Source organism: Bdellovibrio bacteriovorus str. Tiberius (assembly GCF_000317895.1).
GTDB classification, from domain to species: Bacteria; Bdellovibrionota; Bdellovibrionia; order Bdellovibrionales; family Bdellovibrionaceae; genus Bdellovibrio; species Bdellovibrio bacteriovorus_F.
The window spans coordinates 1,797,660-1,824,216 of the sequence record NC_019567.1 but is presented as its reverse complement, the minus strand read 5'-3'; the positions used below and the strand labels follow the sequence as shown (position 1 = coordinate 1,824,216).

Genomic DNA, 26,557 nt, shown 5'->3' with positions numbered 1-26,557 from the left:
TATGTTTTCATGGTTCTTTAAGGACGAAACCGGAACAGCTGCAGATCTATACGTAGATTTGGGGACAGCCAATACTCTTATCGCAGCTCGTGGCAAAGGGATCATCCTGAATGAACCCTCGCTGATCGCTTATCAGCAGACCAGCCCCGGTAAAAAACGCGTGATCGCCGTGGGGAACGACGCCAAAGAAAAACTGGCAAACAACCCAGGCAGCATCTTTGCGCAAAAACCAATTCGCGATGGCGTGATTGCGGACTTTGAAACCTCTGAAGTGATGCTAAAGCACTTCTTAAGCCAACCAGGCGTTAAGGGTGCTTTTTCCCGTCCGCGCGTGGTGGTGTCGCTTCCTTACGGGGTGACTGAGGTTGAAAAGAAAGCCGTGATTGAGTCCTGCAAAGCAGCGGGCGCAAAAGAAGTTTATCTGATCGATGAACCGATGGCCGCTGCCATTGGATCCGGCCTGAATGTAAAATCGGCAGAAGGCAACATGATCATCGATATCGGCGGCGGAACCACGGAAGTGGCGGTTATCGCTCTGGCTGACATCGTTTACTGCGAAGCCGCCCGCGTGGGTGGTCACCGTCTGGATGATGCGATCATTGACTACTTCAAAAAATACAAAAAACTGATCATTTCTGACACCACGGCGGAATACCTTAAGGTCACTGTCGGAACTGCGGTTCCGAAAAAAGACATTCGCAGTGTCTCGATCACCGGTCGCGATGCTGATACCGGAATGAACCGCACAATGGAAGTCAGCTCCGAAGACGTGGGTCTGGCAATGAACGGTTGTATTCAGGAAGTCATCAATGCGATTCACCGCGCGCTGGAACACACTCCACCAGAACTGGTTTCTGATATTATCGAAAGAGGTATCACTTTGGCTGGTGGTGGCGCTCTGATTCGCGACTTTGATCTGCGCATTCAGAATGAAGTTCGCCTGCAGGTTCGCATCGCGGAAGATCCGCTGACAGCGATCGCCAAGGGCGGCGAAGCAGTCCTGAGTGATCCAGAACTGCTCGATAAGATTCAGTTGGAAGTTTAGAACTTTACAGGGGTCGTTTTCGGCCCCTTTTTCATATCCTCGCGCAAAAGCTGCAAAAGCTTAAATGCGAGCGGTCCTTGCTTGCCCTCGCCGATCTGCTGACCTTCGTATTCGGTCACTGGCAGAACATCCAGAGTTGTTCCGATCATCATGGCTTCTGAAGCGCTCAGGATATCCTGTTCGGTCAGATCTTTTTCCTGGATGGATTTTAATTCCCCTGACGCCATCAGGCTTTCAGCCAGATCAAAGGTGCGCATCATGGTTGTGCCCTTCAGAATCTGGCGAAGCTTTGGACGAAGCAGATTCTTGTCCTTGTCGATCAGAACGATGTTTTCGGTGCTGCCTTCGGTGATAAACCCTTGTGGATCAATACCGATGGTGAAATCAATCTTGCGATCCACGCTTTCTTTTTTCATCATCACATTCGGAAGATAATTGCAGGTTTTAATCCGAGCCAGCCACGGGTCCTTTGGAATGACTTGGCTGCGTCCGATCTTCACGCCCTTCAGGTATTTTTCATCAGTGAACGGCGTGAACGACGTCACGATCAAATACATTTGAGAGCTGATGGAATCGTAAGGATTTGTCGTAAAATACCCAGGACCACGGGAAATATACAGGCGCAAAACCGCATAAGGGGCTGCGGCAATGCGTGTGGTTTCCAGAATGATCTTTTTCATATCTTCCAGACTGTGCGGCAGGCTGATACCAATCTGCTGGGCGGAAGACTGCAGCCGTTCCAGATGCTCTTGCATCAAAAACACCTGACCATCCACGACTTTGATGGCTTCAAAGACGCCATCCCCGCGGTGCACAAGGTGATCATCCACTGGCACCATCATCAACCCCGGGTCTTTAATCACCCCGCCATACCAGCTGCTGTACATCGCCAGATAGCTGCCTTGAGCCTGGTATTGTCGCTTTAAAAGTTGGGCCTGAACATCCGCGGAAGAAAGAATGGGTAGATTCATAAACGTCCTTATTAAAAAATCACGGTTTCATTCTAGATTCACGTCGGTTCGGCGTGAAGTTTTTTTTGTTTTTAATTTGACCATCCCTTATGGAGGTCCTGACAATAAGACATCACGGAGGACGTCAATGCAAACCAATCTCATTATCGGGCTTCTTGCTCTGAACCTTACAGCCTGCGCATCTTTTACCAGCCATCGCGAACCGAATCAGGAAACGAAAGTGACCCTGAAAGACGGCAAAGGCGGCGTTAAAGAAGCCCCTGCCCAAGCCACCAGCACGGGCGGTGAAAAAGAAATGACCCGGGTTGAGGTTGGCAGCGATGCTGAAGCACAAGCTCACGCTACGGAAGTAAAAGAAGCCGTTGCCGCTGCTGCTCAACATATTCAAGACACTCATGGCAAAGCTCCCCGTGAAGCCGGACCGGTGCCTGCAGAAAAAGCATTTGGCTGGCTTAAGAACGGCAACACCCGTTTTGTGCGCGGCACTTTCCGTAATGATGGCGCCTCGGCTGCCGACCGCCGTCGCGTAAGCGCTTTGCAGCGCCCGCATTCGGCCGTTTACACTTGCAGCGATTCTCGTGTTTCTCCAGAAATCGTATTTGACCAAAAACTGGGTGAAATCTATGTGGTCCGCACCGGCGAGCTGATCCTGGACAAAAACGTTCAGGAAAGTCTTGAGTATTCTGTGGGCACTCTGGGCACCAATCTGGTGGTGATCATGGGTTCGGACTCTTGCGGTGACCTGACGGCGGCGGAAGGCCTTGCCAATGAACTGCTAGAACGCTCCGCAATCCTGCGTGACGCTGTAGCCTCGGGTGATGTAAAGATAGTGAAGGCTGCCTACAGTCTTGAAGCTGGAAATGTGGAGTTTCGATAAATGAACGACAAACGCAAGATTCTGATCACCTGTGCTCTTCCCTATGCAAACGGATACATTCACCTGGGTCACCTAGTGGAGTATCTTCAGGCCGACTTCTGGGCCCGTTTTCAGAATATGCGTGGCAATGAATGCGTCTTCATTTGTGCAGACGACACTCACGGCACCCCGATCATGGTGAAAGCCCGCGAACTGGGCATCACTCCGGAAGCTTTGATTGCCCAAAGCTATAAAGAGCACACGCAGGACTTTGCTGATTTCCAGGTGCAGTTCTCACACTTTGGCTCCACCAACTCAGAAGAAAACCGTCTGCTTTGTGAGTACTTCTATAAAAAAATGCAGGAAGGCAATCACACCCGCAGCCAGCCGATTCAGCAGATGTACTGCAATCACGACAAAATGTTCCTGCCGGACCGCTTCGTAAAGGGCACCTGTCCAAAGTGCGGCGCCAAGGAACAGTATGGAGATTCCTGTGACGTCTGTGCTTCGACTTATTCCCCGAGTGACATGAAAGATGTGCACTGTTCTTTGTGTGGCACAGCTCCGGTGATGAAAGATTCCGAGAGCATTTTCTTCAAACTGAATGACTTCAAACAGTACCTTGAAGAATGGATCCCAAAACACTGCTCTTCTGAGATTTCCAAAAAGATGCTGGAGTGGTTCAACGAGGACCTGAAAGATCTGGATATTTCCCGTGATGAACCGTACTTCGGTTTTGCGATTCCGGGCACCAACAATAAAAAATTCTTCTATGTATGGGTGGATGCTCCGATGGGCTATATGTCCACCACCGAGCAATGGGCGAAATCCCAGGGTAAAACCCTTAAAGACATCTGGCAGGATCCAAACCGTGAAATTTACCATTTCATCGGTAAAGACATCGCAAGATTCCATACGATCTTCTGGCCGGCATTCCTGAAGGCTGCGGAATTCCGCTCGCCTAATCAGGTGTTCGTGCATGGTCACTTGATGGTCAACGGCGAGAAAATGTCCAAGTCCAAAGGGACTTTCATCGCGGCAAGAACTTATCTGAACCATTTGAACCCCGAGTATCTTCGTTATTACTATTCCACGAAACTGTCGAGTTCTGTGGACGATATCGATTTGAATCTGGAAGATTTCACCAATCGTGTGAATTCCGAGCTTGTGGGTAAAATCACAAACCTGGGATCCCGTGGCGGCCAGATGCTGAAAAAGAAAATGGACGGCAAAATGAGCGTGCCGGATGCGGAAGGCAAAAAGCTGATCGAACACGGTCAAAAAACCGCAGAATCCATCGCGGCCCACTACGAGGCGCGCGACTTTGCTAAAGCATTGGGTGAAATTCGTGGACTTGCTGATGACGCCAACAAATACTTTGACGAAAAAGCCCCTTGGAAAACTCTGGAAGCGGATCCAGAAGGTACCAAGCAGGTTATCACCACCACTTTGAACATGTTCCGAATGCTTGCGATTTACCTGAAACCGGTGCTGCCGTTCTATAGCCAGAAGGTTGCCAAACTTTTGGGTGAAAATGACTATGTGTGGTCTGATCTGAACACAGTTCTTACCAACCGTGAAATCAACGACTATGAACATCTCGCAACTCGCATTGAAGCTGACAAAGTCAAAGCCATGATCGAGGAAGGTCGCAAGATCAACGAAGAAATTCAAGCGGCGAAAAAAGCGGCTTCCACCGCAAAACCAGCGGCGGCGGCGGCGGCCCCTGCTGCAACGGCGACAGTGGGCGACCGCCCGGCTGAAATCGAATTTGCTGATTTCGACAAAGTGGATCTGCGTATTGGTCAGGTCATCGAAGCTGAAGAGATCAAAGAAGCGGACAAACTTTTGCGTCTTAAAATCGACATCGGTGAAGGCCAGATCCGTCAGATCATTTCTGGTATCAAAGCGGCTTACAAACCAGAACAACTGGTGGGTCGCAAAGTGCTGGTTTGTGTGAATTTGAAACCACGCAAAATGAAATTCGGCATGTCTGAAGGCATGGTGCTGGCGGCAGGAACTGGTGGCAGCGATCTGTTTGTACTTTCTGCGGATGACGGTGCCCAGGTCGGCCAGAGAGTGAAATAATGAATCTTTCGATTCAGGATAAAAAATCCCTCGAAGAAATCCATCAGCTTTTCTTGAAGCTGGAGAAATCCTCCGGGGATTTTTCTTTTGCAGAAGCAGAACTTAAAAAACTGAAATCTCTGATTTCTGCCTTGTCTGCTTGCGAGAATCCTGATGTTGCCCGTCTGGCTCCTTTGGAAAAGCATCTGACCCCCGGCATGACACTGAAACATTTCGTCAGCTATGCCATTCCTTTTGAACGACTTTTGCATAAAAATCTGCAGGACGATGAATTCCTGGTGGTTGAAAACGACCGCGAGCAGGCTGAAAGCAAATTGCCGTTGGTATTTGTTCTGGATAACATCCGCTCGGCCTTCAATGTAGGATCCATCTTCCGCACGGCCGAGTGCCTGGGCGCTGAAAAGATTTATCTGTGCGGTTACACCCCGCTTCCGACCCAATGGAAGGTTGAAAAGACCGCCATGGGAACTCAGGAATATCTTACCTGGGAAGAAGCTCCGAAACTTTTAGAGTGTCTGGAAGAACTGAAAGACGAAGGTTATCGCATCGTCGCCCTGGAAACAGCGGCCAGCGCTTCAGATCTGTTTGAAAAGTTTGAATTTGAACCCACTGCTTTTGTTTTGGGGAATGAACGCTTCGGCCTTGATCCTGAGGTTTTAAAGATCATTGATGAAGTCCGTATCATTCCTTTGCGTGGGCGCAAAAATTCCCTGAATGTCGGCGTCACTGCTGCGGTTGCCGGATTTGAATGGATGAGACAATGGCGACTGAAATAAAGTTTACAGCCATTGGCACTTTCAAAAGCCCACAGGTGCACCCTTACGAAGCCGGACGCCAGCCTGATGAGTTTCACTCGCAAGGTGTGATTGAGCTTGAAGCCGGTCACAACTTTGAACAGGCTCTGACGGGTCTTGAAGGTTGTGAACGCATCTGGGTGGTGTTCTTGTTTCATCATAATGACCACTGGAGCCCGATGGTGCTGCCCCCGCGTGGCGGCAACACCAAACAAGGCGTTTTTGCCACCAGATCCCCTTACCGCCCCAATCCAGTGGGCATCAGCTGCGTAAAGGTCAAATCCATCGACAAACTGAAGATCCATGTGGAAGGCGCTGACCTTTTGCACGGCAGTCCGATTCTGGATATCAAACCCTATGTGGCCTATGCGGATTCATTCCCCGGCGTGGAACCGGCGTGGCTGAAAAACGCTGAGCGCTTTATGATTGATTATTCAGTCGAGGCCAAACAGGAACTGGAGTGGCTGGAGCTTCACCAGATACATCAACTGCGTGGATTCTTGCAGCATCAACTGGAATTTGAACCGGATAATTCCCGCAAGAAACGCGTGAAGCCCGAAGGCTCGGGGTTTGTGATAGCTTATCGCACGTGGCGCGCGCATTTTGAAATTCAAGGTTCTCACGTCAGTGTGATTAAGATTTTCTCGGGCTATTCAGATGCGGATCTGTCTTCGGAAGAAGACACCTATCATGACAAACAACTGCACCGGGAATTTAAGAAGCTCTTTCCGTTGAAGTGACTTCGGTGTTTTTATCGACCACACCCAGGTGATTCTTCACATAGCGGTAAAGCGGATAGAACCCGAAGGCCCGGGTCAAAGTTCCCAGCACGAAGACGGCATAATAGCTGCTGACTTTTTCACCCATCATCCACAGCGCTTTGCCACCAATATAAGTGCCAAAGATGATCGCCAGCGAATTCAGAAGATTATAAACCGTCAGCATCGGAACTTTTTCGTCTTGCTTGATGTCTTTAAAGAAGATCAGTGACAGCCCCACTTCCACAAAGGCCCAGGCCATGCCGCTGATGAATTGCAGGAAGAAAATGAAGTACATGTCACTGCTGACCGCCCACATCGCCGGCAGCGGCACAATGGCACCAGCGCCAAATACCAATAAATTGAAGCCGGAAGCACTTTGACGGAAACGATCAATCAAAGTCAGAGTCAGAATCTTACCAATGAATAAAACCCCGATGGCCGTCATATAGGCGCCATAGTCCATTTTTACCTGCGCCAGCATGTACGGAGTCACGAAAGGGGAAGACACGAAGACGGCCGCCTGGAATGGCGCCAGATAGAAGAAAAACTGCCGCTTGGGTTTATTAGCCCAAAAGACTTTCCACGAAGCGCGGAAACCCAGTTTTGGCTCTTTATTCCAGGCCGGATCAAAATACTGGGATGAAAGAATGAAGGATGAAACCAGACGACAGGCAAAAGCAAAAACAAAGAGCATTGTGAAAACGGACGAAAACGGTCCGATCTCCACTTTGTTGTGCAGGGCCACGCCACCGCCAATCAACCCCAGCAAAATACCGATCTGCGAAACCCGGGCGCGCTTGGCAAAATAGCGACTGCCCTCTTCCACTTGCACCAGACGACCCATCCAGTAATTCCAGGCCGGTCCCGCAGCAAAGCCAGAACCCCAGTACAGGGATAAAATCAAAAACAGCATCCAGAAATTCGGCGCCTTGGTGGCCGAAAAATAAATCAAAGGAATGAAGGTCAAAGCCTGTAACGTGGCCGAAGCCACCACCCAGTTTTTGTGAGATCGAATGCGCTGAAGTCCGCGCGGCGTGATCAGCTGCAGGAACGCTCCACTGACAATGGGAAGCGTGGAAAGAATACCGGCGAAGATTTCGCCCATGCCGATAGATAAAGAATAAGCCGGCAAATACGTTTCGCCGGCTCCAATCATCAGTGAACAAAGAAAAGCGTCGAAAAGACTAAGCCTAAGACTTTTTTCGCGCATAGATTTCTTTATTTACCCTTTCTCATTTTCTTGTGTGCATCTTTGGCATTATCCATTTGTGCACGGCAATCTGCGGTCAGTTCATCTTTACGGTCCATCATGCACTTGATTTTGCGCCCCTTGCCTGCCGGTACGTTCGCGCAGAACTTTTCATAGTCCTCGTGACAGGCATCTTTCATCTCGCCTGCGTGATCTTTCATTTTTTCGTACTTTGCTTTGCAATCAGCGGAAAGTTTGTCGGTATTTTCCATCATGCACTTCAAAACGCGCCCTTCACCAGGCTGGATAGTTCCGCACAGTGTTTCGCGATCTTTCGCGCAAACGTCATTCGGGCCCTTCGCCATTGATACATTGGCAAAACAAAGAATCAAAACTGCTGCAATCCATTTTCCCATACAAGTATCCCCCCAGATACTCATGTTAGAGCAGCTGGGAAAGGCTCACAAAGATCTTTTGGTCTTGTTGGTCCTTTCTGTGTGACTAGACCTAAGGGAAGCTAAACCAGCTTGATGGCTCCCATGGCCAGTGTTGCAAAGAACGATGCAACAATAAGACACCACAGGTAGCTGAAAAGGATAAAAATACCGTCTTTTTCCATATGGCCGATGGCGCAAAGAATGATCCCTACCGCAGGCACGGTGTTGGAAAAAGGAATCGGCAATGGCAGGGATAAAAGCACCGCATTTCCCACAAATACAATCAGATTCAGGATGCGGAAAAACCACACATCGTGGAAGAAGGTCAGACGTTCTTTAACAATCCGCGAAACATAGGTCCAGATCCGTTCGGCGACTTCCGAGACCTTGATCACCACCTCAGACGACAGCTTCACATTTTCAAAACGTTTGGGAAGCCAAGGAGGTCTTTGCAGATACAGGAAAAATGCCACCACCGAGATCATCATCCCCAACGGTGTTGAAAGCCCAGGAATCGGAACAGGCTGCATGAACGGCAGACAGAAGAACAACACCAACATGGCGTGGCCTTCTTCTCCGAGTAATTCGAAGACTCTTCGCAAAGTGAGGTGTCCTTTGGAAGCTTCTTCCTGCAAAAGATCCATGGCGGTAATAAATCGACTTTTCAAACTTGCCTTCCCTCACCTATCCTTTTATCACTAGGTTTTCATTTCTTGAACAAAGGACCCATGATGGATTGGAAGATTTTTGCCAGCACCTTTATCACTATATTTTTGGCTGAAATGGGAGACAAGACCCAATTTGCTGCGTTGGCTGCATCTTCACAAACAAAGTCGACGATGACTGTGATGCTGGCCGTTGTATTGGCCTTGGGTCTTGCCGGAGCACTGGGAGTGATCTTTGGAAAGTTCCTGGGGACTATGTTAAGCCCCCAAATCATGAAATACGTTTCTGGCAGTTTGTTTATTCTGGTCGGAATCTGGGTTCTGGCAGCTAAATCCTAGAACAGCGTATAACCACAGTACTCGGCACGATCCGTGTCGAGTCCATTGAATGAATTCATGATTCTGAAACGCGCCGTTTTGCCGACTAGTGCCGGGGAATTCACCGCCTGAGTGAATTGCAGTTGCAGATAACGGCGTCCGTTGTCCTGAACAACAAATCCCTCACCGACTCCATTCAGCTTCACCAGCCCACTGTGACCGTCAACACTGAAGCGCGCCTGCAATCTTGTATCAAACGCCACATCATCCAAAGTGAATTCACGATAACGCATATCAAAAGTGTGATTGGAATGCAGGTAAAGCTCCTGCTGAGAATGCAGTACTGCAGAAGGATCCGTCCACATCTGTGTGCCCGCTGCGACCAGCAAACTGAATGATAAATCACCCTGAGCGCAGTCACCCTTGGTCTGATAAAACATTTCAGAGGGAATTTCGTGAAGAATCTCAGACGGACCGATCACCGATTCGATGCCGCCGCAGGAAGAAAGCAATAAAACCAATAACGATCCAGTAAGTGCAAGCTGTGGTTTACGCATACTTGTTTATACGGTTTACAAAGCAGGCTTGTCACAAGTTTGATATCAGAATGGTCCGAGGTCCTGTGGACAAAAAAAGAAAACCCCACAAGTGTTAGCTTGCGGGGTTTGAATTTTAACTTCGAATGAAGTCCAGCTTACAGCGCCGTTGGCGCTTTCAGCCTCCTCGGCCGGGGCCGATTAGCCGCCGATAGTGGCGATCAGTTGAGCGATCAACAAAGATACGACGGACATAACTTTGATCAAAATCGCAACACCTGGACCGGAAGTGTCTTTGAACGGGTCACCGACAGTGTCACCAACAACCGCTGCTTTGTGGGCATCGGAACCTTTTGGATGACCTGGAAGGCCGCCTTTTTCGATGTATTTCTTAGCGTTATCCCATGCACCACCCGCGTTCGCCATGAACAGGGACATAGTTGCACCGACAGCCAAACCACCAGCAAGAAGACCTGCCAAAGCCTGAGGCCCCAACAAGAAACCAACTGCCACTGGAGCAAGGATCGCGATCATACCTGGCAGGATCATTTCGAACAATGCAGCCTGAGTTGCAATGTCCACGATCTTAGCCGGTTGTGGTTCCGCTTTACCTTCACGAAGACCTGGGATTTCTTTGAACTGACGAGCGATCTCTTGAACGATTTTCTGAGCCGCTTTACCAACCGCAGTCATTGTTGTCGCACCAACCAGGAATGGCAGGATAGAGCCCAACAAGATACCGATCAGAACGCCGGAAGAAGTCAGATCCAAAGACATTTTAGCAAGACCCGCGCCCTCACGAACGTGGTTTACTTCCATGTTGAATGCAGAGAATAGCGCCACAACTGTCAGGATCGCAGAACCGATCGCGAAACCTTTACCGATAGCTGCAGTTGTATTACCAACAGCATCCAATTCGTCAGTGATCGCACGAACTTCTTTGCCCAAGCCCGACATTTCAGAGATACCACCCGCGTTGTCAGCGATTGGACCGTAAGCATCCACAGTCATTACAACTGCAGTACCAGCCAACATACCCACTGCCGCCATTGCGATACCGTACAGACCCAAAGCCTGGTCAGCAACGTAAGCCGCAATAACCACGATGATCATTGGAATCGCTGTGGATTCCATACCCACTGCCAAACCACGGATCACACCAGTACCCGCACCAGTCAAAGCTGCTTCAGCAACCAGACGGATTGGACGAGCCGCTGTGTAGTACTCAGTGATCAGGCCGATCAAAGCACCACCGAACGCACCCGCAGCCAATGCCACAGTCACGCTCTGATTGATACCGAACATCGGAAGGATGATGTAAGCAGCGATAGTCAAAAGAATTGGAGGGAAGATCAAAGCATTACGCAATACAGTTGCAGGCTTGCCGTTTTTGAACGCGCGAGCAGCAAAGATCACGATGATAGAAATAACCAGACCCAAAGTGGACAACAAGATTGGCAATGCAACACCGGCAATACGCACAGTTTCAGCATCCGCACCCGTCATCAAAGCAGACAGACCTTCTGCAGGGATTGTCAAAGCAATCGCCATAGCAGATACGATCGCAGCAACCATGGACTCATAGATGTCTGCGCCCATACCAGCAACGTCACCGACGTTGTCACCAACGTTATCGGCAATAACACCAGGATTACGAGGGTCGTCTTCAGGGATGTTTTCTACAACTTTACCAGCGATGTCAGCACCAACGTCTGCCGCTTTAGTGTAGATACCACCACCGATACGCGCGAATAGAGCGATAGAAGAAGCGCCCACGGCGAACGAGTGAAGGATTGTGCCAAGGTGAGCATCACCCTGGAAGCAAACATACAAACCACCAAGACCGATCAAACCAAGACCTGCAACGGAAAGACCCATTACAGCGCCGCCGTCCAAAGCAACCAGCAAAGCCGCCGCTTTAGAACCGCCAGCTGCGGCTTGAGAGGTACGAACGTTGGCATAAGTTGCCGCCTTCATACCGAAGAAGCCCGCAAGCAAAGACAGGAAAGCACCCAGGATGAAGGATCCTGCTGCGATACCGCCCAAGGCGAACCAAAGAGCCAAGCCTACGACGATTGCGTAGACGAAAAGTACCTTGTACTCACGCACAAGGAACGCCATAGAACCTTCGCGCACGTAGGACGCGATACGATTCATTGTCTCATTGCCCGCTGGTTGTGCCTTCACGCGAAGGTACAGAGCCAAAGCAACGATCAAACCAACGACCCCTGCAATTGCAGGAGAGATCAGCAAAGATTCACTAAACATGTTGCACTCCGTTTATGATTTCTCGTTTTAATTACGAAGGCTTAGAGTTACCGCGTCTCATTACACCGAGTCAATCTGGGAGGGGGCCGTAGCATATGAATTTGCACCGCATTATGCCCAACGATTGGGCATAAATCACCTCCGCCGCCCTTTTAACGATGCGTTGCTTTCCTAAAAAGCTCAGCGTACCTTCAGGGAACATGAATGACTTAAGCGACGAGGATCTATTAATAAAACTTTCTGAGGGCGAACGAAAAGCCCTGGATATCCTCTATCTAAGACATTCCGGCCGGGTCCTGAGCTATGCCTTAAAAAGACGCCTGTCTCAGGAACGCGCTGAGGACCTGCTGCAGATCGTGTTTTTGCAGATTTACCGTAAGAAACACCTTTACGACCCCAAACACTCGGCCCTGGCCTGGATCTATGTCATCACCCGAAGTGAGCTAAAAGACTATAGAAATCGCGAAATCAAAGATTTCCTCGAGTGGGACGATTCCCTGTCACAAACTGACGAGTCTGCTCCTATAATCGAAGAGAAGGACGAGGCCGACGCCCTGTTGAAGGACCTGAAGCCCCGGGAGCAGGAAGTCCTGCGTCTGCGCTATCTGGACGAGATGGAGTACAACGAAATTGCGGCCCTGCTGCAAGAGTCTGAAAGCAACATCCGTCAGATTGTTTCGCGCAGCCTGAAATTTTTAAGAGGCCAGAAACCGAAAGGAGCATCGAAATGACAGATATCAAAAAAGACTTCGAATCATTTGCTGATGACGGCTCCCCGGCGGGATCCTCTTTTGTTTTGAATAAAATCAACAGCACTTTGCAGACAGAGCTTCCTTCACCATGGAAGGTGGCTGGCAAACTGGGTATTGCCCACACGGTGGCGACCACCCTGACACTGGCGTCTTGTTCACAGTTTGGTGTGACCCTGTTTAACACCGGGCATGATCTGATGCATTCCTTTATGGGTCTCAGTGAGACGTTCTGTCATTCTTTGTGTGGCGCCTACTATCTGGCGGCGACGTTCCTGTTGGCTCGCTTAATCTTAAATCGTGAAGAGTGGTTGGTGCTTTTGCGTTCGCGCGCTTTGAGCATTGCCTCTTTGGCATTGGTTTCTTTGGGTGTGTTTTCGGCCATCAGTCACGAGGTCACCTGGGAAAGTGCTGTGCTGTGGTTGTTCGGTGCTTCCGTGGGTGCTGAACTGGTCACCATCAGCAAACGCAGCTTCCGAGCTTTCCTGAAAAGTATTTGATTGGCTCCCCCAGCAGGGGGAGAAAACCGTCTCATAGTCGAGCATCATTCTTAAAATTATGAAATCATTAAAAACTTCCGGTTAAAAAGCCGATAAGAAGGACATGAGCAAACGAACGTTAATGGTGCTCGGTCTGATCCTCTCTGTCTGTACTTTCCTGTCTGAGTTGGGCTACGCTGCGCCTGCAAATCTGACTTATCAAGGGCGAATTATTAAAGCCGACGGGACTCCATTGGAGTACGGCAACACCAGCTTCCTGTTTGAAATCACCAGCCCCAACGGCAATTGTGTGATCTATCGCGAGCAGCGTGATGGCGTCAGTATGGTCAACTCCAAGGGTGTGTTTGATGTGCCGATCGGATCAGGCACCAAGCTTTTCCCGACCGATCCTTTGTTCACTCTTTTGGATTCCTTCAATAACTCTTTGGAGCACAACTGTTATGGTGGTGCGACGTACACCGCCGGCACTGGCGACGTGCGCCTGCTGAAGGTTCAATTCCATGACGGCTCAGGCTGGAAGGTGATTTCTCCGGCCAATGAAATCCGCTCAGTTCCCTACTCGGCCTATGCCCTGTCAGCAGAAAAACTGGGAAGCAAAGTCGAAGCTGATTTTGTTTTGAAAGCTGCCGTACCAACCTGTTCTCCCAACGAATTCCTCTCCTGGAATGGCACGGCGATGGTGTGTGCTCCGGTGACGGGGGCCTCGGGCGGCACCGTTACGGAGGTGACTTCCAGCAATTCCTATATCACTGTGGTGAATTCAACTTCGACTCCAGCTCTGACTTTGAATGTGGGCACTGCGGCTGGCACTGTGGCCGCCGGCAATGATCCGCGCTTTACCGACTCACGCACGCCGACCGGTTCTGCGGGCGGAGATCTGGGCGGTTCTTACCCAAGTCCATCGGTGGTAAAAATTCAGGGCGTGGCCGTTTCAAACACGGCCCCCAGCAACGGAAAGTTCTTTAAACACGATGGTGCACAGTGGTTGCCATCGTCTATTGAGATCACTGATGTGAACAATCTTTCCACCAGTCTAGCAAGCTATCACACGACCACGGCCTTTAATGCGGCGGTGGGAAGTGGAAATTGCGCGGCTTATGAAACTCCGTACTGGAGTTCTGTGGCAGGATCATTCCAGTGTCAGGCGATCAATGTTTCTGTTGCGGGTGACGTCAGCGGCAGCATTGGAGCGGTGACGGTCAATAAAATCAAAGGTGTGAATGTGGACACCACCGGCCTGACCTCCGGGCAAATTCTGAAATATGATGGCACGAAGTGGGCCCCGGCCAACGACAGCAATGCCGGTGGCACGGTTACAAATATCGCCACGGGAACAGGTCTTTCTGGCGGACCGATTACTTCCACTGGAACCATTTCTTTGGCGAACACTTCGGTCACTGCGGGATCCTACGGTTCCGGCACTCAGGTGCCAAGCTTCACCGTGGATGTGCAAGGTCGCTTGACGGCGGCTGGCAATGTTTCCATCCCGACAGCCAGTGGTTCCACAACAGGTCTTTTAACTTCAACCGACTGGACTAGCTTTAACAACAAACTGGGCACGGCTTCGACGTTTGCTGGCGATGTCAGCGGGACTTCTGCAGCAATAAGCGTTGATAAAATCAAAGGCACGGCCGTCAGTGCCACTGCACCGACTTCCGCGCAGATTCTGATTTACAATGGCACCCAGTATTCCCCGTCTTCAATCAGCGGCGATTCCACGATGTCTGCCACAGGTGTGGTGACATTAAAGAACACCGGCACGGCAGGGACTTACACGAAGATCACAACCGATGCGCAAGGTCGCGTGACTTCGGGAACGACCTTGGCTGCGTCTGATGTGCCTTCTCTGGATTGGTCAAAAATCACAACGGGCAAGCCCACGACATTGACAGGTTATGGCATCACCGATTCTATCCAAAATGCCGGCGGCACACCGAGTGTGCAATCCGGGACCGTCGCCAGCCGTCCGGCGGCAGCCACGGCGGGCAGACTTTATATTGGCACGGACGACAACTCTCTTTACCGCGATACTGGAAGCACATGGGTGAAGGTCGGCGATGGCGCCGGATCTAACGGTGTGACCAGTGTCACGGCAAGTGCCCCTTTGGCTTCCAGCGGTGGCGCCACACCGAATATCACGATCAGTCAGGCCAACACGACAACCAATGGGTATTTAAGCTCGACAGACTGGAACACGTTTAACAACAAACTGGGCACTGCCTCGACGTTCTCTGGTGATGTGAGTGGGACTTCCGGCTCGACCAGCGTTGATAAAATCAAAGGCAAGACGGTATCGCCTGCCGCCTATGCAACAGGCCAAACTTTGCGCTATAACGGTACGGACTGGGTGAACGCCTTATTGGGCTTTGCAGATATCAGCGGCACGCTTACGACATCTCAATTGCCGGTGGTGCCCGTTTCCAAAGGTGGGACTGGGACAAGTTCATTGACCGCCAATCGCCTGCTGGCAAGTGACGGCACCGGAGCCACCGTGACCGCCTTTACGTGCGCTGTAGGGCAACTGGTGACCTTTGATGCTGCGGGAGTGATGGGCTGCACGAGTTACGCTTCTTCGGGCCTTTTTGCCAATGGCGGGAACAGCTTTGGCGCGGCGGCGACTCTCGGGACAAATGATGCTCAGGCGTTGAATCTTGAAACCAATAGTACGACGCGGATGACGGTGCTTAGTACAGGGGAAGTGGGTATTGGCACAACCATCCCCACATTCCCATTGGAAGTTCAGGCATCTGCCACCACCAGCAAAGGCATCCAAATCAACAATACAAACAACACCGGGGGCGCTTACATCAACGCCAAAGCCGGAACCAACAGCCTCAGCCTCGGCACTTGGGGCCAAGGCAGCGGAAGTGCCCTGACTTACATCGAATCGAATTCCAGCTGGAATTTCAAAATCAACACTTACTCCAACACCGCCATTACCTTTGCAACCAACACCAGTGCTGGCTCCAACGAAAGAATGCGCATCGATAACGTCGGGAATGTCGGCATCGGTACGACCTCCCCGTCCTCCCTGTTACATGTGACGACTTCGGCCGCGTCACCGCCGGCTGTGCTCGTTCGTAACTCTTTGTCTCCGGCTCCGACGGCGACCGTGACTCAGAACTTGCACGCGGTTTGGAATACAATCCTGGTCGGTTCGGCGCAGTCCTTCACCGGCGCACTTTACGGGGCCGTAAATCGAATCGAAGACTCTGCCGGGCAAACCGGGAACATTGGCAATGCTATTGGCTCAGTCAATGACGTTCACCACAAATCAGCTTCCACGATGTCCAATGCGACAGGCCTTCAGGCGAACGTGCAGAACACCTCTACCGGCACGGTCACCCTGGCCAAAGCGGCCTATCTGACAGTGTCCAATACCGGGGGCGGAACTATCGATACGGGTTATGGATTGCATATCGGATCGGTCGCAGGAACCACGAAATATGGAATTTATCAGGAAGACACCGCTTCAACGAATGTCTTCACGGGTAATACGGGTATCGGGACCAATTCGCCCAACACCAAGCTGCATGTCGAAGGAAACACCTTCGTCAAAGACAAGTTGTATGTTTATAACAACTCGGGCTGGGGATCTGTGACCCCGGGTATTGCCTTGGCTATCGGGGATCAGGACACCGGACTTGAGTGGGTGTCTGACGGGGTTTTGCAGATCTATTCCAACAATTCCCCGCGCATGCATTTTGCCATCAATGGCAACGTGGGGATTGGAACCACAACCCCGGGATACAAACTGGATGTGAATGGAACTTTGCGCGGATTTGGAATCACGGATTCTTCAGATATCCGCTTGAAGCGCGACATAGCCTCGCTGTCTTCTTCCGAGGCTTTACAGCGGGTCTTGCAAATTCAGGGTGTCAGTTACAACTGGAAAAATCCAGAGCACGGCAAACGCCCTCAACTGGGCTTTATCGCCCAGGAACTTGAAAAAATTTATCCAGAGCTGGTAGAGACCGATTCCCAGGGCATGAAGTCTGTGAACTATTCGCACTTGGTGTCGCCGTTGGTAGAGGCCATCAAGGCTCTGTATGAAGAAATCAGTGCCCTGAAAGGCTCCCTTACCGACAAGGATCAGCGGATTCTGGCTCTGGAGCAGGACAAGGCCCAGAAAGACAAAGAGCTGGCAGAATTAAAGGCCCGCATGGACAGGCTGGAAAAAGCGGTTCTCAATAGCAAGTAATCGTCTTTATCAGGCCTTGCTTACCATAGCTCAGGATCAGCTCATCCTGAGTCATCAACTGCAGGCGCTCTTTTCTGGCCGTGGCCACTATAATTCTATCCGCAGGGTCGCCATGAAAGCCCCCGGGAAGTCTTGAGGACTCTACCGCCACCTCTGCCGACAACGGTAAGACTTCAATCTGTAACCGCGCCAGGGATGTCTGAATCCAATCCAAACATGGCTCTGTCAGGGCAATACGCCCTTTGGACTCTAGCATCGAAAGCTCCCATAATGAAATTGCCGACAAGAAAAGAGCTTTCTCTTTAAACGCTTTCTCAACCGTTTTTCGGCCACTGCTTTTAGCCATGCGCTCATGCCCCAACGCCACCCAAATCCAGGCGTGGGTATCCAATAGCAAGCCATTACTTTTCATCGGCACTCCACTTTTCGCCTGTGGATTTTACTATGTCGCCTTTGATCTCGCCGGTGCCGGACATTGAACCGAATGGGCTTTCCACGCCCTCAGCATCGTCAACAACAGGAACCAATTTCGCCACGGGCTTGCCGTGCTTTGTAATGGTGACACTCTGACCATATTTTTTAACTTTATCCATCAGCATCAGACATTGAGCCTTAAACTGGCCAGCGGGGTATTTTTCAGCCATTATGACCTCTTTGTAACTTATGGTCATAATATCATGGTCATATTCAAAAGTCAATTTTTGAGAGACTCCCCATACGCCCCCACAAGGTAACGCAGTGTAGACCCGAAAAAGAACCAGGAACTTTTTAGAGTTTTAGGGTGATTTCCAGAGGGAAATGATCGGAACTTACGATGGTGTGGTGGACTTTGGCTTTCACCACATCAAAGCCTCGCACAAAGACATGATCGAGCTTTAGAATACGACCATCGTCTTCTAAATCCAAATGCTCAAGACCCAGATCACGGAAGATGGATTTCATGATCATATAACGCTTAAAGTTCCAGGTGTTGAAGTCCCCTGCCAATACCACCGGCCCGTCAAAGCGCGAGATCTTTTCAGCGATTTCATAAAGTGAGGATGTGAACGCTTTCAAGGTCACAAAGTTCAGCACATGCGTGCACACAAACAGAGCCTTCTTGTCTCCGAAGCTGTATTCACTGAATAAAGTTAATTTCGGCGTCAGCCAGAACAGCTCGCGGGTTTTGGCGCGAATAAAATCAACTGACTGAGGCGTCAGTCTTGAGCCAATCGCCACCCCGGTGCTGGAAAGGTCTTTCTTATAATGAAAGCTCTGAGCCAGGTGCCATTCGTAGGCTGAAAAATCGGATCTCCACATCGCGGGCATGCGTTGATCCAGCAAGGCTTCCTGCAGGAAGATAAAGTCCTTGTTTTCACCCAGGCGCTTGAAATCCTGTTCAAACAAATGAGCCTTTTGCCCCTTGTAAACGTTCCAGACAAAGATATCAAACTGCGAAGGCGCTTCGGGAAGCTTAGGGGCTTCTCCGATCTTCAGCAGTACTTTTTCTTTGGCCGGAACGATAAAGGGAACCATTTTTTACTTCACTTTACTCAGATAATTTTCATCCACGGTGGCAACCGGAAGACTTTGGGCTTCCGCTCTTTCCTGCTCTGCCAGCAGCGTCGACAGATAACGTTCGGTGGTGCTTGGAATGATCACGACAATATTTTTCCCGCGATTTTCCTCTTTCGCCGCCTGACGAAGACCTGCGCTGATCGCTGCACCCGATGAAATCCCCACCGGAATGCCTTCTTTTTTAATCACTTCGCGAGCCACTTTCATGGACTCTTCAGATGACACTTGCTCGACCCCATCAACAACGGATCTGTCCATCACGCTAGGAATAAAGCCTGCGCCCAAGCCCTGGATTTTATGCGGACCTGGCTTGCCGCCGGAAAGCACCGGGCTTTCTGCAGGCTCGACTGCGATGATTTTGATGTTTTTGTTTTTTTCTTTCAGAACGGTGCCCACGCCGGTGATCGTGCCGGATGTTCCAACTCCGCTGATGACCATGTCGACTTTACCGTCGGTGTCGTTCCAGATCTCAAGCGCCGTGGTTGCTTTATGAATCGCCGGATTTGCAGGATTGTCAAACTGACGAGGCATCCACGCATTCGGAGTGTTTTCAAGAAGCTCCATGGCTTTGGCGATGGCGCCTTTCATACCCAATGGACCTGGAGTCAGAATGATTTTCGCCCCCAACATCAACAACAATGTACGACGCTCTTGGGACATGGTTTCTGGCATGGTCAGTGTGATGTCATAACCCTTGGCTGCTGCCACAAAGGCCAACGCAATCCCTGTATTGCCACTTGTCGGTTCAATGATTTTCATTCCGGTCTTAAGCTGACCTGAGCGCTCAGCGTCTTCGATCATCGCCAGGCCAATGCGGTCCTTGACGGATCCCAGGGGATTGAAAAATTCAAGTTTCAACAACAAACGCCCCGGCAAGTCTTTGCCGATTCTTTGCATTTCAATTAAGGGGGTTTGACCAATGGTTTTTGTGATATCAGAATATATTTTCATAAGATGCCGATCTCCGTTCTTCAATAGTACTCCCGTTGCGGGACCGGACAAAGATGAAGTTTATAAAATTTTTTTTCATTTCGTTAATAAGGGGAAATCTGATGGCAACTGAACCTTTTTCCAGCTCGAACACCAGTTATTGTTTCCGTTTGAGACCGGGGCAGGACCTTAAAAAAGAGCTCTTGTTCTATTGCCAGAAGTATCACCTTCAGGCGGCCTGCGTCGTAAGCGCCGTTGGCAGCGTTGATAAAGCCCATCTGCGCATGTCCGGCGGCAAGGACGTGGTGGAGTTTCAAGGGCCGTTTGAGATTGTGTCCCTGTCTGGAACTTTGGGGCCCGATGGGGCGCACTTGCACATGTCCATCAGCAACTTTGAAGGCCAAGTCATTGGCGGTCATCTGATGGACGGATCGTTAATTCATACAACCGCTGAAATCGTGCTTTTGGAAAATCATGAGCTGGTATTCCACCGGGAAGTGGATGGTCACACTCAGTACAAAGAACTGGTGATAAAGAAGCGGTAAAGCAGCTGCTAACTTTTCGCAAATTTCAAAAGGGGGCCATAGTCCCCTTCTTGATCGGCTTTTCTTAGACAGCGAATGTATTCTTCGCGGGCTTTTCCCAACTGCGCCAAACTGCCAAGCCCCCACGTGAAACCTGCAACCCCCTGCTGCTTCAAAAACAGATCTGTTGCCAATCGCGCGCAACGCCCGTTTCCATTGGGAAAGGGATGAATATAAACCAGACGATGATGGAAACGGATGGCAATTTCCTCAAGCGGGAAAGTCTGATTTTTCAACCAGTAGCTGATATCACCCAGCAAAATAGCCATATCACTCTGAATCGTCTGCGGCGACACGCCGATGTTGGTTTGACGGATTCTTAAGTCACCGGCCCAAATCCAGGTGTCTTCAAACATCTTCTGATGCAGGCGCTTAAGTCCCGACATACTGAGCAGGTCTTTTTTCAAGGACCGGCTGGATTCAGCCCACAACATGGCACGCGCAATATTGGCGGCTTCGAATTCATCCAGCTCCCCGTGAGTCGTTAAACCCGGGATCAGACCGCGCAAGGTCTCATCATCCAAAGGTGTGGCTCCGGGAATGGACGGGATCTTCATTTTTTCAAACTCCAGATACGGCGGTCTTCGTTGCGCAAAAGTTCAAGCGCGATTTCTTCGACAAGAGCTTTCTGTGCGGATTTGGAAGTGCTTTGCAATTCAAGGCTCATGGAATGCTCGCTGGATCTGACGATCTCTTCGGCGACTTTGCTGGCTTGGGATTCTAAGGTTTTTTGCAACCCCTGCTTTGGGACAAAGTGATAAACGAAATCACAGTTCATAGCCTCTGCCGCCTTTCTTAAGGATTCGATCGTGACCGTTCCAGCCACTTCATTTTTTTCAAGCCCTTCAATACGCTGTTTGATCACCCCAAGGCGCGCGGCCAAATCACTCATCGACATCCCCAGAGCGGTACGCACTTCGCGAACCCACCCCGTCTTGGGGGTTTTCACCGAGCTGATTCCATGTGCTGTCATAAACTGTTGATCCAACTGCGCCCGTCGAAGTTTGGCCGTTTTAGATTTCACAAAACCCCCAATCGTCTATCTATAGATAGATATAATACATCTTATCGTCTATTTATAGATAGACCTATAGATATAAATTATCTACTTATAGATAGACGTTTTGTGTGGTTTTAGAGTGACCAACAGCCACTGGACTCTTCGACTCTATTTTCAGAGCCCGACCCTGGTCAATAGATATGTAAATTATATGTAAATACTGGACCTTTTGGGCTAACCACGATGCGGTGCAATCAAAAAAGCAACCCGAGATATCTTATATGTTTGCAACCCTACTTCGGCCCCCGATAGATTGCTCGGATGCAATTTAATCATCCGATCGTAATTCAAGGTGGCATGGGGATCGCAGTCTCTGACTGGCGTTTGGCAAAAACAGTTTCTCAAACAGGCCAGTTGGGCGTTGTTTCTGGAACTGCGATCAATTCAGTTCTGGTTCGTCGTCTGCAAGATGGTGATATTGCCGGTGACTGCCGCCGTGCTTTGAAAGCCTTCCCTTCCCAGGAAATCGCTCAAAAGATTCTGGATACTTATTTTATTGAAGGCGGCCGTCCTGCGACTCAAGCCTACAAACGTCCTCCGATGTTCAATCTGGAATCCCCGAAAGCTTTGTTGCAACTGACTGTGGCGGCAAGCTTCGTTGAAGTGTGGCTGGCGCGCGAGGGGCACAATGGCGTGATCGGGCTGAATCTTTTGGAAAAAGTCGTTCTGCCAAACCTTGCCTGCCTTTACGGCGGCCTGCTGGCGGGTGTGGATTACGTTATTATGGGTGCGGGTATTCCGCGGGAAATCCCGGGTGCCTTGGATTTGCTTTCTCAAAATCTGAAAGCGACTTTGAAGGTTCCGGTGGCTGGAGCTTCCGAAGACGGGATCACTTCTTTTGATCCGCAATCTGTGATGGAAGGCACTGAGCTTGTTCCATTAAAACGCCCTTACTTCTTCCCGATTGTTTCGTCTGCAATTTTAGCCGCGAATCTGAAAAAGAAATCCACGGGTCGCGTGGATGGCTTCATCGTAGAAGGTCCTTTGGCTGGCGGCCACAATGCGCCTCCGCGTGGTCCGATGAAACTGAACGAGCGTGGTGAGCCGGTTTATGGAACTCGCGATGAAGTGTGCTTGAAAGAAATGGCGGCACTAGAGCTGCCGTTCTGGATGGCGGGCTATTATGCGACTCCGGAAAAGCTGGCTGAAGTTCGTGCTCAAGGTGCGCACGGTGTTCAGGTGGGAACTTTGTTTGCCTTCTCGGAAGAATCCGGCGTGAAGGAAGAACACAAAGCCCAGGCTTTGAAAAAAATCACGACTGAAACAGCTCCTGAAGGTGGCTGGATCTTTACGGATCCACGCTCTTCGCCGACAGGTTTTCCATTTAAGGCCGTGCGCCTTTCTGGAACTATTTCTGAAGAGGCTTTGTACCTTTCCCGCAAACGCATTTGCGATCTGGGTTACTTGCGCCATGCTTATCAGAAACCTGACGGCAGTGTGGGCCAACGCTGCCCTGCTGAACCGGTGAATGATTATGTTAAAAAAGGCGGCTTGGAAGAAGACACAGTGGGACGTAAATGTCTGTGCAATGCTTTGATGGCTGACGTGGGCATGGGCCAAATCCAGGCCGGTGGCGTGGAAGAGCAGCCTTTGCTGACTGCGGGGGATGACTTGAATAATGTTGCTCGTATGCTTCGTGGGAAAAGTTCCTACAGCGCTAAAGACGTTGTGGCTTATCTGCTGGGCTTGGAGGAAAGTGCCCAAACAACAGTAGAAGCCCAACTATCTTTAATTTGAGAGAAAAAAGGGGGATCCCCTTTTTCTCTAAACACCGCTTATCAGAGATAAAGGAAGAGTGACTCCTTTAACACCCATCTGACTTAGTTGAGCGTCCAAATAACTCTTCACATATGGTGCAGCATGAATACTTGCGCACTTCCCTGCAATCAGCATCAATGTCTCATCATTAAGAACAACAGAAGATGGAATCTTGTAGCGAACAACAAACATGCATCCTCCGTACAATACTTTTCCGTCGACAAGATAATTGTACTCCTGTGTGCCCGCCATGTACTTTCCTAGTACATCCGTAGAGACAAAACAAAATACTTCACTTTTGTCTCCACTATCTGACGGAAGCTGCTGCCATTTGTAATCATGACTCACTTCCCACCGGACCTTCCCAAAATCCACCACATCCGCGGGCAAAGAAATATGCAAATCAACACCTACAAGACTTACGGATTGCATTTCAAGCTGCTTCACAAGCCCCGCCAAAACTCCTTCATCTTTCTCTACATTTTGCTCTTCCATACTCATCTTCCGTTAATTCAATCTGCTGATTGGATGATAAACTGGATACGCGCCGATCTCAACATTCTCAGGGCCAGCTCCGACCGACTCAGCCTCACTCCATTGCCGACGATACATTTCAGAATACTGTTTTGCCAAACGAGAGTCCGCCATCTGCGTATCGGCAACGCCCCCCCAACGTAAACTTTTAAAAGACGAGGCCCCTCCCACAATTGAACTGGCTCAACAATTTTTACCCCGGCTAAAGACGTAAGCATCTGAGGATTCAACTGGTAGCTCATCAAAAGATTAAAAGTACCGAAACTTGGCTTTTTCTTGCCATTTTTAATCATTGATATGTATTCAGGTGTCCGCCCCAAAGCTATCGCCAAGTCCTCCTGGGTTACTTTGTATTTCGTCGTAAGATAGGTAATCGCATTATTGATTTTCAGCAACAAAGACTGTGCAATATTCTCATCCAAATTCCTCAGATCCTGCACTGTCATAATCTGATTTCCACACTTTTCGCAGGTCAAGACCTCTTGATCCAACAAAAGCTCCACCTGAGAATAATCTTTCCATGGGTGCAAAGAACCTTTAATGTTTTTCTTACTCAAGTATGTGCTACCGCACTCTCCACAGCGCCTCATCACACACCACCTTGTGCCTTTAAAGTTACACCACTTTCTAAAATCATATCTTTTTCCAATGGATGAAAAGAAATCTCGTCAAGCTCTCCAGATTGAGAATCAATTCTGAACTTAATAAAATACGATACGCCTTCGTAGGAAAACCCATATTGATCCACAATAAAGTGTGGATCATCCCACTGCCCGACTTTAGTTTTACAGAAATCTCTCTCCTGAATCTCCAACAGCCTGTACAAAATAAACTGGGCCGCTTTTTCCGAAGTCATTCGGTGCCCCTTAAGATTTTTATGCACAGCAATAACCGCATTAATCGATCTAGATTTGGCCGAAAAAATAACTTTCCCTGCAGATGAGTCATTCAGTTCCTCCTCTACCAGCTTTTTCACATCTATAAGGGGATAATGTGCTGGCATAACAAAGAGTCTCTTTCATCATAACAGGTTATCGGACCAAATCAATAAACACTTAAACTCAGTTTAAGTCAATACTAAGCCTGTATTTTCAAATAGTTAAATAAGCCATATTCTACAAAAAGATATTGTATATGTAAATTATATGTAAATATCAAGTTTTTCTTAAGTCTTAGTTCGCGTCATCGCACGGATTTATAGAGGTTCAAACGGCTTTGAATTTCGCCGCGAAGATTACCTTTAATATACTTAAAGCGATCATCATCCGCGATTTCTGACCATAGCGTTTCCACTTTTTCTTCCACTAATACGGACATCTCCTTCAGAGTTTTCACAAAGATGTCTTTCTTCTTAGAGAAACCCAATTCTTCAGCCAACATCTCAAAATTTTTCTTTTTCATTTTCGCTGGCTGTCGCTGCCCTCCGACCGAGAACGCAAATGCCGACGACATATTTTTATAGATGCTAGTAGAAAGCAAATCATACATAGGTGCCAATTGAGTATGGCCATCTACGTATAAAAAAGACAGATTCTTAGAATGGGAATCGTTGTTTCCAACCAACAAATTAAAGGCCAGCCACTTCAAGATGGCCTCGAGATCCTGAATCTTATTGTCCGAAATATCCCCTACGACCTTATAATTCTGCGCAAATGACGGCCCACCACCTTCCTCGTACTTTTCTGCAGAAGGGACCCCTTGGGCCTGACACAAGTCGAACTGATGAAGGCGCTCAACCGTTCCATTTTTTTCGATTTTACGATCGTAACGCTCTACTAAGAATAATAAATGCTCTTCCCCGACCAACTGAATAGCCGGGATACTCAGTCCGCAAAGTCCCGCAAGCCTCATGCACAGATACTCATTTTGCACCGAATTTAGAACTCCCGATATCCGAGTGGGTGGCTTTAGAATATGAGTTGTGGGTCTTGCATCCGCCGGCAAAAAAATCTTCCCGCTCTGAAAAATCACCGGAATTTTATCCTGAGCCCCGGCCAATGAAAAACGCCCTTTATGGCTCACAAGGCTGTGCACATACAGGCTTTCTTTGTTATTGATAACCCGGTCTATTTCCTCAAATGAAATCTCTTCCAGATCCCCTTTTAATACCGTCTCTGGCGCCTCGTCCAACGGCGTAATTTCAAGGGCTCCCGCACAGTCAAGACCGTAGCTTTCCAAAAGTTGGTAGGGATCCTCGAAGCTTTTTTTCAGAATTTGTTCAAACAGCTTTAGAGTGTCACCTTCAGGAAGAAGATTGTCGAAATACGCCTTGGTCAGGCGATTGTTAAACTCGTCCTTTTGCAATGGCAAGGCTGGCGACAGAACAAAAGAATCTTTCCCAGAAATCCATTTTTCTGAATATGAAAAACCCAAAGTGTCATCAGGCTTTTTCAGCAGCACTCCAACATGTTGCTTTTTGTAAAAGACATTCAACGGCCGCTTCATTTGCTTTTGACCTTGATATAAATCTCGATATTGCAAAGCTTTAGAATTTTCAAAAGCGTCGACAACTTGATGTCCGACTTTTGATTTTCGAAGTTCAAAACGGCATAACGAGAAAGGTCAGCATACTGCCCGAGCTTTTCGCTGGTAATACCTTGCTCTTTGCGAATCTTCCGGACCTCTTCTGCCAATTGAGAAGCACCTGTAATACGCATATATTCCACATGAACCTCCAAAAGTTGCTTACAGTAAATATTTTAATGGAATTATGGGGGAAATCCACTAAAAGTTGTCTTCAGGCAACATTTTATCGA

The 26,557-nt window shown here is 49.3% G+C and carries 28 protein-coding genes; 11 read left to right on the top strand and 17 right to left on the bottom strand.

Annotation, left to right across the window (positions count from 1 at the left end; all coding sequences use genetic code 11):
• Position 1 precedes the first annotated feature (1 nt).
• Entirely contained in the window at positions 2-1,045 is a 1,044-nt protein-coding gene (locus BDT_RS08660; protein WP_015090857.1) for a rod shape-determining protein, read from the top strand.
• Here the strand turns inward: BDT_RS08660 and BDT_RS08655 are convergent.
• Positions 1,042-2,016: an aminotransferase class IV gene (locus tag BDT_RS08655; RefSeq protein WP_015090856.1), complete on the bottom strand. Its 975-nt coding sequence runs from the start codon at positions 2,014-2,016 to the stop codon at positions 1,042-1,044. The two genes, BDT_RS08660 and BDT_RS08655, sit on opposite strands and share 4 nt — an antisense overlap.
• Before the next feature lie 127 nt (positions 2,017-2,143).
• Between BDT_RS08655 and BDT_RS08650 the strand changes: the two genes are divergently transcribed.
• From BDT_RS08650 to tsaA, 4 genes are read left to right on the top strand one after another with little or no spacing between them, the layout of a single operon-like run.
• The gene (locus BDT_RS08650) at positions 2,144-2,893 is read left to right on the top strand and encodes a carbonic anhydrase (RefSeq protein ID WP_015090855.1); all 750 of its coding nucleotides are present in this window, start codon (positions 2,144-2,146) and stop codon (positions 2,891-2,893) included.
• Positions 2,894-4,960, top strand: coding sequence for a methionine--tRNA ligase (metG, locus tag BDT_RS08645; protein ID WP_015090854.1), 2,067 nt, complete (start codon positions 2,894-2,896; stop codon positions 4,958-4,960).
• Positions 4,960-5,736 carry an RNA methyltransferase gene (locus tag BDT_RS08640; RefSeq protein WP_015090853.1) on the top strand — a complete coding sequence of 259 codons (777 nt, stop codon included), beginning with the start codon at positions 4,960-4,962 and terminating at the stop codon, positions 5,734-5,736. The genes metG and BDT_RS08640 overlap by 1 nt, the downstream gene beginning before the upstream one ends.
• Positions 5,721-6,494, top strand: coding sequence for a tRNA (N6-threonylcarbamoyladenosine(37)-N6)-methyltransferase TrmO (gene tsaA / locus BDT_RS08635; RefSeq protein ID WP_015090852.1), 774 nt, complete (start codon positions 5,721-5,723; stop codon positions 6,492-6,494). The genes BDT_RS08640 and tsaA overlap by 16 nt, the downstream gene beginning before the upstream one ends.
• On the opposite strand, the gene BDT_RS08630 is transcribed toward tsaA, so the two are convergent.
• From BDT_RS08630 to BDT_RS08620, 3 genes are all read right to left on the bottom strand, one after another.
• Positions 6,469-7,725 (bottom strand): MFS transporter, encoded by a 1,257-nt coding sequence (locus BDT_RS08630; RefSeq protein WP_015090851.1) that lies wholly within the window; start codon positions 7,723-7,725, stop codon positions 6,469-6,471. The two genes, tsaA and BDT_RS08630, sit on opposite strands and share 26 nt — an antisense overlap.
• A gap of 8 nt (positions 7,726-7,733) precedes the next feature.
• A complete protein-coding gene (locus BDT_RS08625; RefSeq protein WP_015090850.1) occupies positions 7,734-8,120 on the bottom strand; it encodes a cysteine rich repeat-containing protein in 387 nt (128 codons plus the stop codon).
• Positions 8,121-8,221: 101 nt separating this feature from the next.
• Positions 8,222-8,809, bottom strand: a complete 588-nt coding sequence (locus BDT_RS08620) for an exopolysaccharide biosynthesis protein (protein ID WP_148278777.1) — start codon at positions 8,807-8,809, stop codon at positions 8,222-8,224.
• A gap of 60 nt (positions 8,810-8,869) precedes the next feature.
• Here BDT_RS08620 and BDT_RS08615 point away from each other — a divergent pair, with 60 nt between their 5' ends.
• Positions 8,870-9,145, top strand: coding sequence for a TMEM165/GDT1 family protein (locus BDT_RS08615; protein WP_015090848.1), 276 nt, complete (start codon positions 8,870-8,872; stop codon positions 9,143-9,145).
• Here BDT_RS08615 and BDT_RS08610 read toward each other — a convergent pair.
• Positions 9,142-9,681, bottom strand: a complete 540-nt coding sequence (locus BDT_RS08610; protein ID WP_051026289.1) for a hypothetical protein — start codon at positions 9,679-9,681, stop codon at positions 9,142-9,144. The two genes, BDT_RS08615 and BDT_RS08610, sit on opposite strands and share 4 nt — an antisense overlap.
• Positions 9,682-9,861: 180 nt before the next feature.
• Complete coding sequence (locus tag BDT_RS08605; RefSeq protein WP_015090846.1) at positions 9,862-11,928, bottom strand: sodium-translocating pyrophosphatase; 2,067 nt, start codon at positions 11,926-11,928, stop codon at positions 9,862-9,864.
• Positions 11,929-12,128: 200 nt separating this feature from the next.
• Here BDT_RS08605 and BDT_RS08600 point away from each other — a divergent pair, with 200 nt between their 5' ends.
• The 3 genes from BDT_RS08600 to BDT_RS08590 all read left to right on the top strand — a co-directional run bounded on the left by BDT_RS08600 (position 12,129) and on the right by BDT_RS08590 (position 17,378).
• Positions 12,129-12,659 (top strand): RNA polymerase sigma factor, encoded by a 531-nt coding sequence (locus tag BDT_RS08600; protein WP_015090845.1) that lies wholly within the window; start codon positions 12,129-12,131, stop codon positions 12,657-12,659.
• Entirely contained in the window at positions 12,656-13,177 is a 522-nt protein-coding gene (locus BDT_RS08595; RefSeq protein WP_015090844.1) for a hypothetical protein, read from the top strand. Before BDT_RS08600 ends, BDT_RS08595 begins: the two co-directional genes overlap by 4 nt.
• 103 nt (positions 13,178-13,280) lie before the next feature.
• On the top strand, positions 13,281-17,378 hold the full coding sequence (locus tag BDT_RS08590) for a tail fiber domain-containing protein (RefSeq protein ID WP_041577460.1): 4,098 nt from the start codon (positions 13,281-13,283) through the stop codon (positions 17,376-17,378).
• On the opposite strand, the gene BDT_RS08585 is transcribed toward BDT_RS08590, so the two are convergent.
• The 4 genes from BDT_RS08585 to cysK form a co-directional block, all read right to left on the bottom strand.
• Positions 17,365-17,790, bottom strand: a complete 426-nt coding sequence (locus BDT_RS08585) for a type II toxin-antitoxin system VapC family toxin (RefSeq protein WP_015090842.1) — start codon at positions 17,788-17,790, stop codon at positions 17,365-17,367. The two genes, BDT_RS08590 and BDT_RS08585, sit on opposite strands and share 14 nt — an antisense overlap.
• Positions 17,780-18,022 (bottom strand): type II toxin-antitoxin system Phd/YefM family antitoxin, encoded by a 243-nt coding sequence (locus BDT_RS08580; protein WP_015090841.1) that lies wholly within the window; start codon positions 18,020-18,022, stop codon positions 17,780-17,782. The genes BDT_RS08585 and BDT_RS08580 overlap by 11 nt, the downstream gene beginning before the upstream one ends.
• Positions 18,023-18,146: 124 nt before the next feature.
• On the bottom strand, positions 18,147-18,893 hold the full coding sequence (locus BDT_RS08575; RefSeq protein ID WP_015090840.1) for an endonuclease/exonuclease/phosphatase family protein: 747 nt from the start codon (positions 18,891-18,893) through the stop codon (positions 18,147-18,149).
• Positions 18,894-18,896: 3 nt separating this feature from the next.
• The gene (cysK, locus tag BDT_RS08570) at positions 18,897-19,886 is read right to left on the bottom strand and encodes a cysteine synthase A (protein WP_015090839.1); all 990 of its coding nucleotides are present in this window, start codon (positions 19,884-19,886) and stop codon (positions 18,897-18,899) included.
• 101 nt (positions 19,887-19,987) lie between these two features.
• Here cysK and BDT_RS08565 point away from each other — a divergent pair, with 101 nt between their 5' ends.
• Positions 19,988-20,410 carry a PPC domain-containing DNA-binding protein gene (locus tag BDT_RS08565; protein ID WP_041577458.1) on the top strand — a complete coding sequence of 141 codons (423 nt, stop codon included), beginning with the start codon at positions 19,988-19,990 and terminating at the stop codon, positions 20,408-20,410.
• Between the two features lie 8 nt (positions 20,411-20,418).
• Here the strand turns inward: BDT_RS08565 and BDT_RS08560 are convergent, their stop codons facing one another.
• Complete coding sequence (locus BDT_RS08560) at positions 20,419-21,006, bottom strand: mobile mystery protein B (RefSeq protein WP_015090837.1); 588 nt, start codon at positions 21,004-21,006, stop codon at positions 20,419-20,421.
• On the bottom strand, positions 21,003-21,473 hold the full coding sequence (locus BDT_RS08555; RefSeq protein ID WP_015090836.1) for a mobile mystery protein A: 471 nt from the start codon (positions 21,471-21,473) through the stop codon (positions 21,003-21,005). Before BDT_RS08555 ends, BDT_RS08560 begins: the two co-directional genes overlap by 4 nt.
• A 297-nt stretch (positions 21,474-21,770) precedes the next feature.
• Between BDT_RS08555 and BDT_RS08550 the strand changes: the two genes are divergently transcribed.
• Entirely contained in the window at positions 21,771-23,246 is a 1,476-nt protein-coding gene (locus BDT_RS08550) for a nitronate monooxygenase (RefSeq protein ID WP_015090835.1), read from the top strand.
• A gap of 27 nt (positions 23,247-23,273) precedes the next feature.
• Here the strand turns inward: BDT_RS08550 and BDT_RS08545 are convergent, their stop codons facing one another.
• The 5 genes from BDT_RS08545 to BDT_RS08525 form a co-directional block, all read right to left on the bottom strand.
• A complete protein-coding gene (locus BDT_RS08545) occupies positions 23,274-23,762 on the bottom strand; it encodes a hypothetical protein (RefSeq protein ID WP_041577456.1) in 489 nt (162 codons plus the stop codon).
• A 17-nt stretch (positions 23,763-23,779) separates the two neighbouring features.
• Positions 23,780-24,358 (bottom strand): hypothetical protein, encoded by a 579-nt coding sequence (locus BDT_RS08540; protein WP_148278776.1) that lies wholly within the window; start codon positions 24,356-24,358, stop codon positions 23,780-23,782.
• A 32-nt stretch (positions 24,359-24,390) separates the two neighbouring features.
• Complete coding sequence (locus BDT_RS08535; protein WP_041577453.1) at positions 24,391-24,804, bottom strand: hypothetical protein; 414 nt, start codon at positions 24,802-24,804, stop codon at positions 24,391-24,393.
• Positions 24,805-24,983: 179 nt separating this feature from the next.
• Entirely contained in the window at positions 24,984-26,246 is a 1,263-nt protein-coding gene (locus tag BDT_RS08530) for a type II toxin-antitoxin system HipA family toxin (protein WP_041577451.1), read from the bottom strand.
• Positions 26,243-26,458, bottom strand: coding sequence for a helix-turn-helix domain-containing protein (locus BDT_RS08525; protein ID WP_015090833.1), 216 nt, complete (start codon positions 26,456-26,458; stop codon positions 26,243-26,245). Before BDT_RS08525 ends, BDT_RS08530 begins: the two co-directional genes overlap by 4 nt.
• Positions 26,459-26,557 lie beyond the last annotated feature (99 nt).

Excerpts from the sequence above, each read along its gene's own strand:
- BDT_RS08660 (WP_015090857.1), top strand. The coding sequence starts at position 2 with ATGTTTTCATGGTTCTTTAAGGACGAAACCGGAACAGCTGCAGATCTA.
- BDT_RS08655 (WP_015090856.1), bottom strand. The coding sequence starts at position 2,016 with ATGAATCTACCCATTCTTTCTTCCGCGGATGTTCAGGCCCAACTTTTA.
- BDT_RS08650 (WP_015090855.1), top strand. The coding sequence starts at position 2,144 with ATGCAAACCAATCTCATTATCGGGCTTCTTGCTCTGAACCTTACAGCC.
- metG (WP_015090854.1), top strand. The coding sequence starts at position 2,894 with ATGAACGACAAACGCAAGATTCTGATCACCTGTGCTCTTCCCTATGCA.
- BDT_RS08640 (WP_015090853.1), top strand. The coding sequence starts at position 4,960 with ATGAATCTTTCGATTCAGGATAAAAAATCCCTCGAAGAAATCCATCAG.
- tsaA (WP_015090852.1), top strand. The coding sequence starts at position 5,721 with ATGGCGACTGAAATAAAGTTTACAGCCATTGGCACTTTCAAAAGCCCA.
- BDT_RS08630 (WP_015090851.1), bottom strand. The coding sequence starts at position 7,725 with ATGCGCGAAAAAAGTCTTAGGCTTAGTCTTTTCGACGCTTTTCTTTGT.
- BDT_RS08625 (WP_015090850.1), bottom strand. The coding sequence starts at position 8,120 with ATGGGAAAATGGATTGCAGCAGTTTTGATTCTTTGTTTTGCCAATGTA.
- BDT_RS08615 (WP_015090848.1), top strand. The coding sequence starts at position 8,870 with ATGATGGATTGGAAGATTTTTGCCAGCACCTTTATCACTATATTTTTG.
- BDT_RS08610 (WP_051026289.1), bottom strand. The coding sequence starts at position 9,681 with ATGCGTAAACCACAGCTTGCACTTACTGGATCGTTATTGGTTTTATTG.
- BDT_RS08605 (WP_015090846.1), bottom strand. The coding sequence starts at position 11,928 with ATGTTTAGTGAATCTTTGCTGATCTCTCCTGCAATTGCAGGGGTCGTT.
- BDT_RS08600 (WP_015090845.1), top strand. The coding sequence starts at position 12,129 with ATGAATGACTTAAGCGACGAGGATCTATTAATAAAACTTTCTGAGGGC.
- BDT_RS08595 (WP_015090844.1), top strand. The coding sequence starts at position 12,656 with ATGACAGATATCAAAAAAGACTTCGAATCATTTGCTGATGACGGCTCC.
- BDT_RS08590 (WP_041577460.1), top strand. The coding sequence starts at position 13,281 with ATGAGCAAACGAACGTTAATGGTGCTCGGTCTGATCCTCTCTGTCTGT.
- BDT_RS08585 (WP_015090842.1), bottom strand. The coding sequence starts at position 17,790 with ATGAAAAGTAATGGCTTGCTATTGGATACCCACGCCTGGATTTGGGTG.
- BDT_RS08580 (WP_015090841.1), bottom strand. The coding sequence starts at position 18,022 with ATGGCTGAAAAATACCCCGCTGGCCAGTTTAAGGCTCAATGTCTGATG.
- BDT_RS08575 (WP_015090840.1), bottom strand. The coding sequence starts at position 18,893 with ATGGTTCCCTTTATCGTTCCGGCCAAAGAAAAAGTACTGCTGAAGATC.
- cysK (WP_015090839.1), bottom strand. The coding sequence starts at position 19,886 with ATGAAAATATATTCTGATATCACAAAAACCATTGGTCAAACCCCCTTA.
- BDT_RS08565 (WP_041577458.1), top strand. The coding sequence starts at position 19,988 with ATGGCAACTGAACCTTTTTCCAGCTCGAACACCAGTTATTGTTTCCGT.
- BDT_RS08560 (WP_015090837.1), bottom strand. The coding sequence starts at position 21,006 with ATGAAGATCCCGTCCATTCCCGGAGCCACACCTTTGGATGATGAGACC.
- BDT_RS08550 (WP_015090835.1), top strand. The coding sequence starts at position 21,771 with ATGCAATTTAATCATCCGATCGTAATTCAAGGTGGCATGGGGATCGCA.
- BDT_RS08545 (WP_041577456.1), bottom strand. The coding sequence starts at position 23,762 with ATGGAAGAGCAAAATGTAGAGAAAGATGAAGGAGTTTTGGCGGGGCTT.
- BDT_RS08535 (WP_041577453.1), bottom strand. The coding sequence starts at position 24,804 with ATGCCAGCACATTATCCCCTTATAGATGTGAAAAAGCTGGTAGAGGAG.
- BDT_RS08530 (WP_041577451.1), bottom strand. The coding sequence starts at position 26,246 with ATGAAGCGGCCGTTGAATGTCTTTTACAAAAAGCAACATGTTGGAGTG.
- BDT_RS08525 (WP_015090833.1), bottom strand. The coding sequence starts at position 26,458 with ATGCGTATTACAGGTGCTTCTCAATTGGCAGAAGAGGTCCGGAAGATT.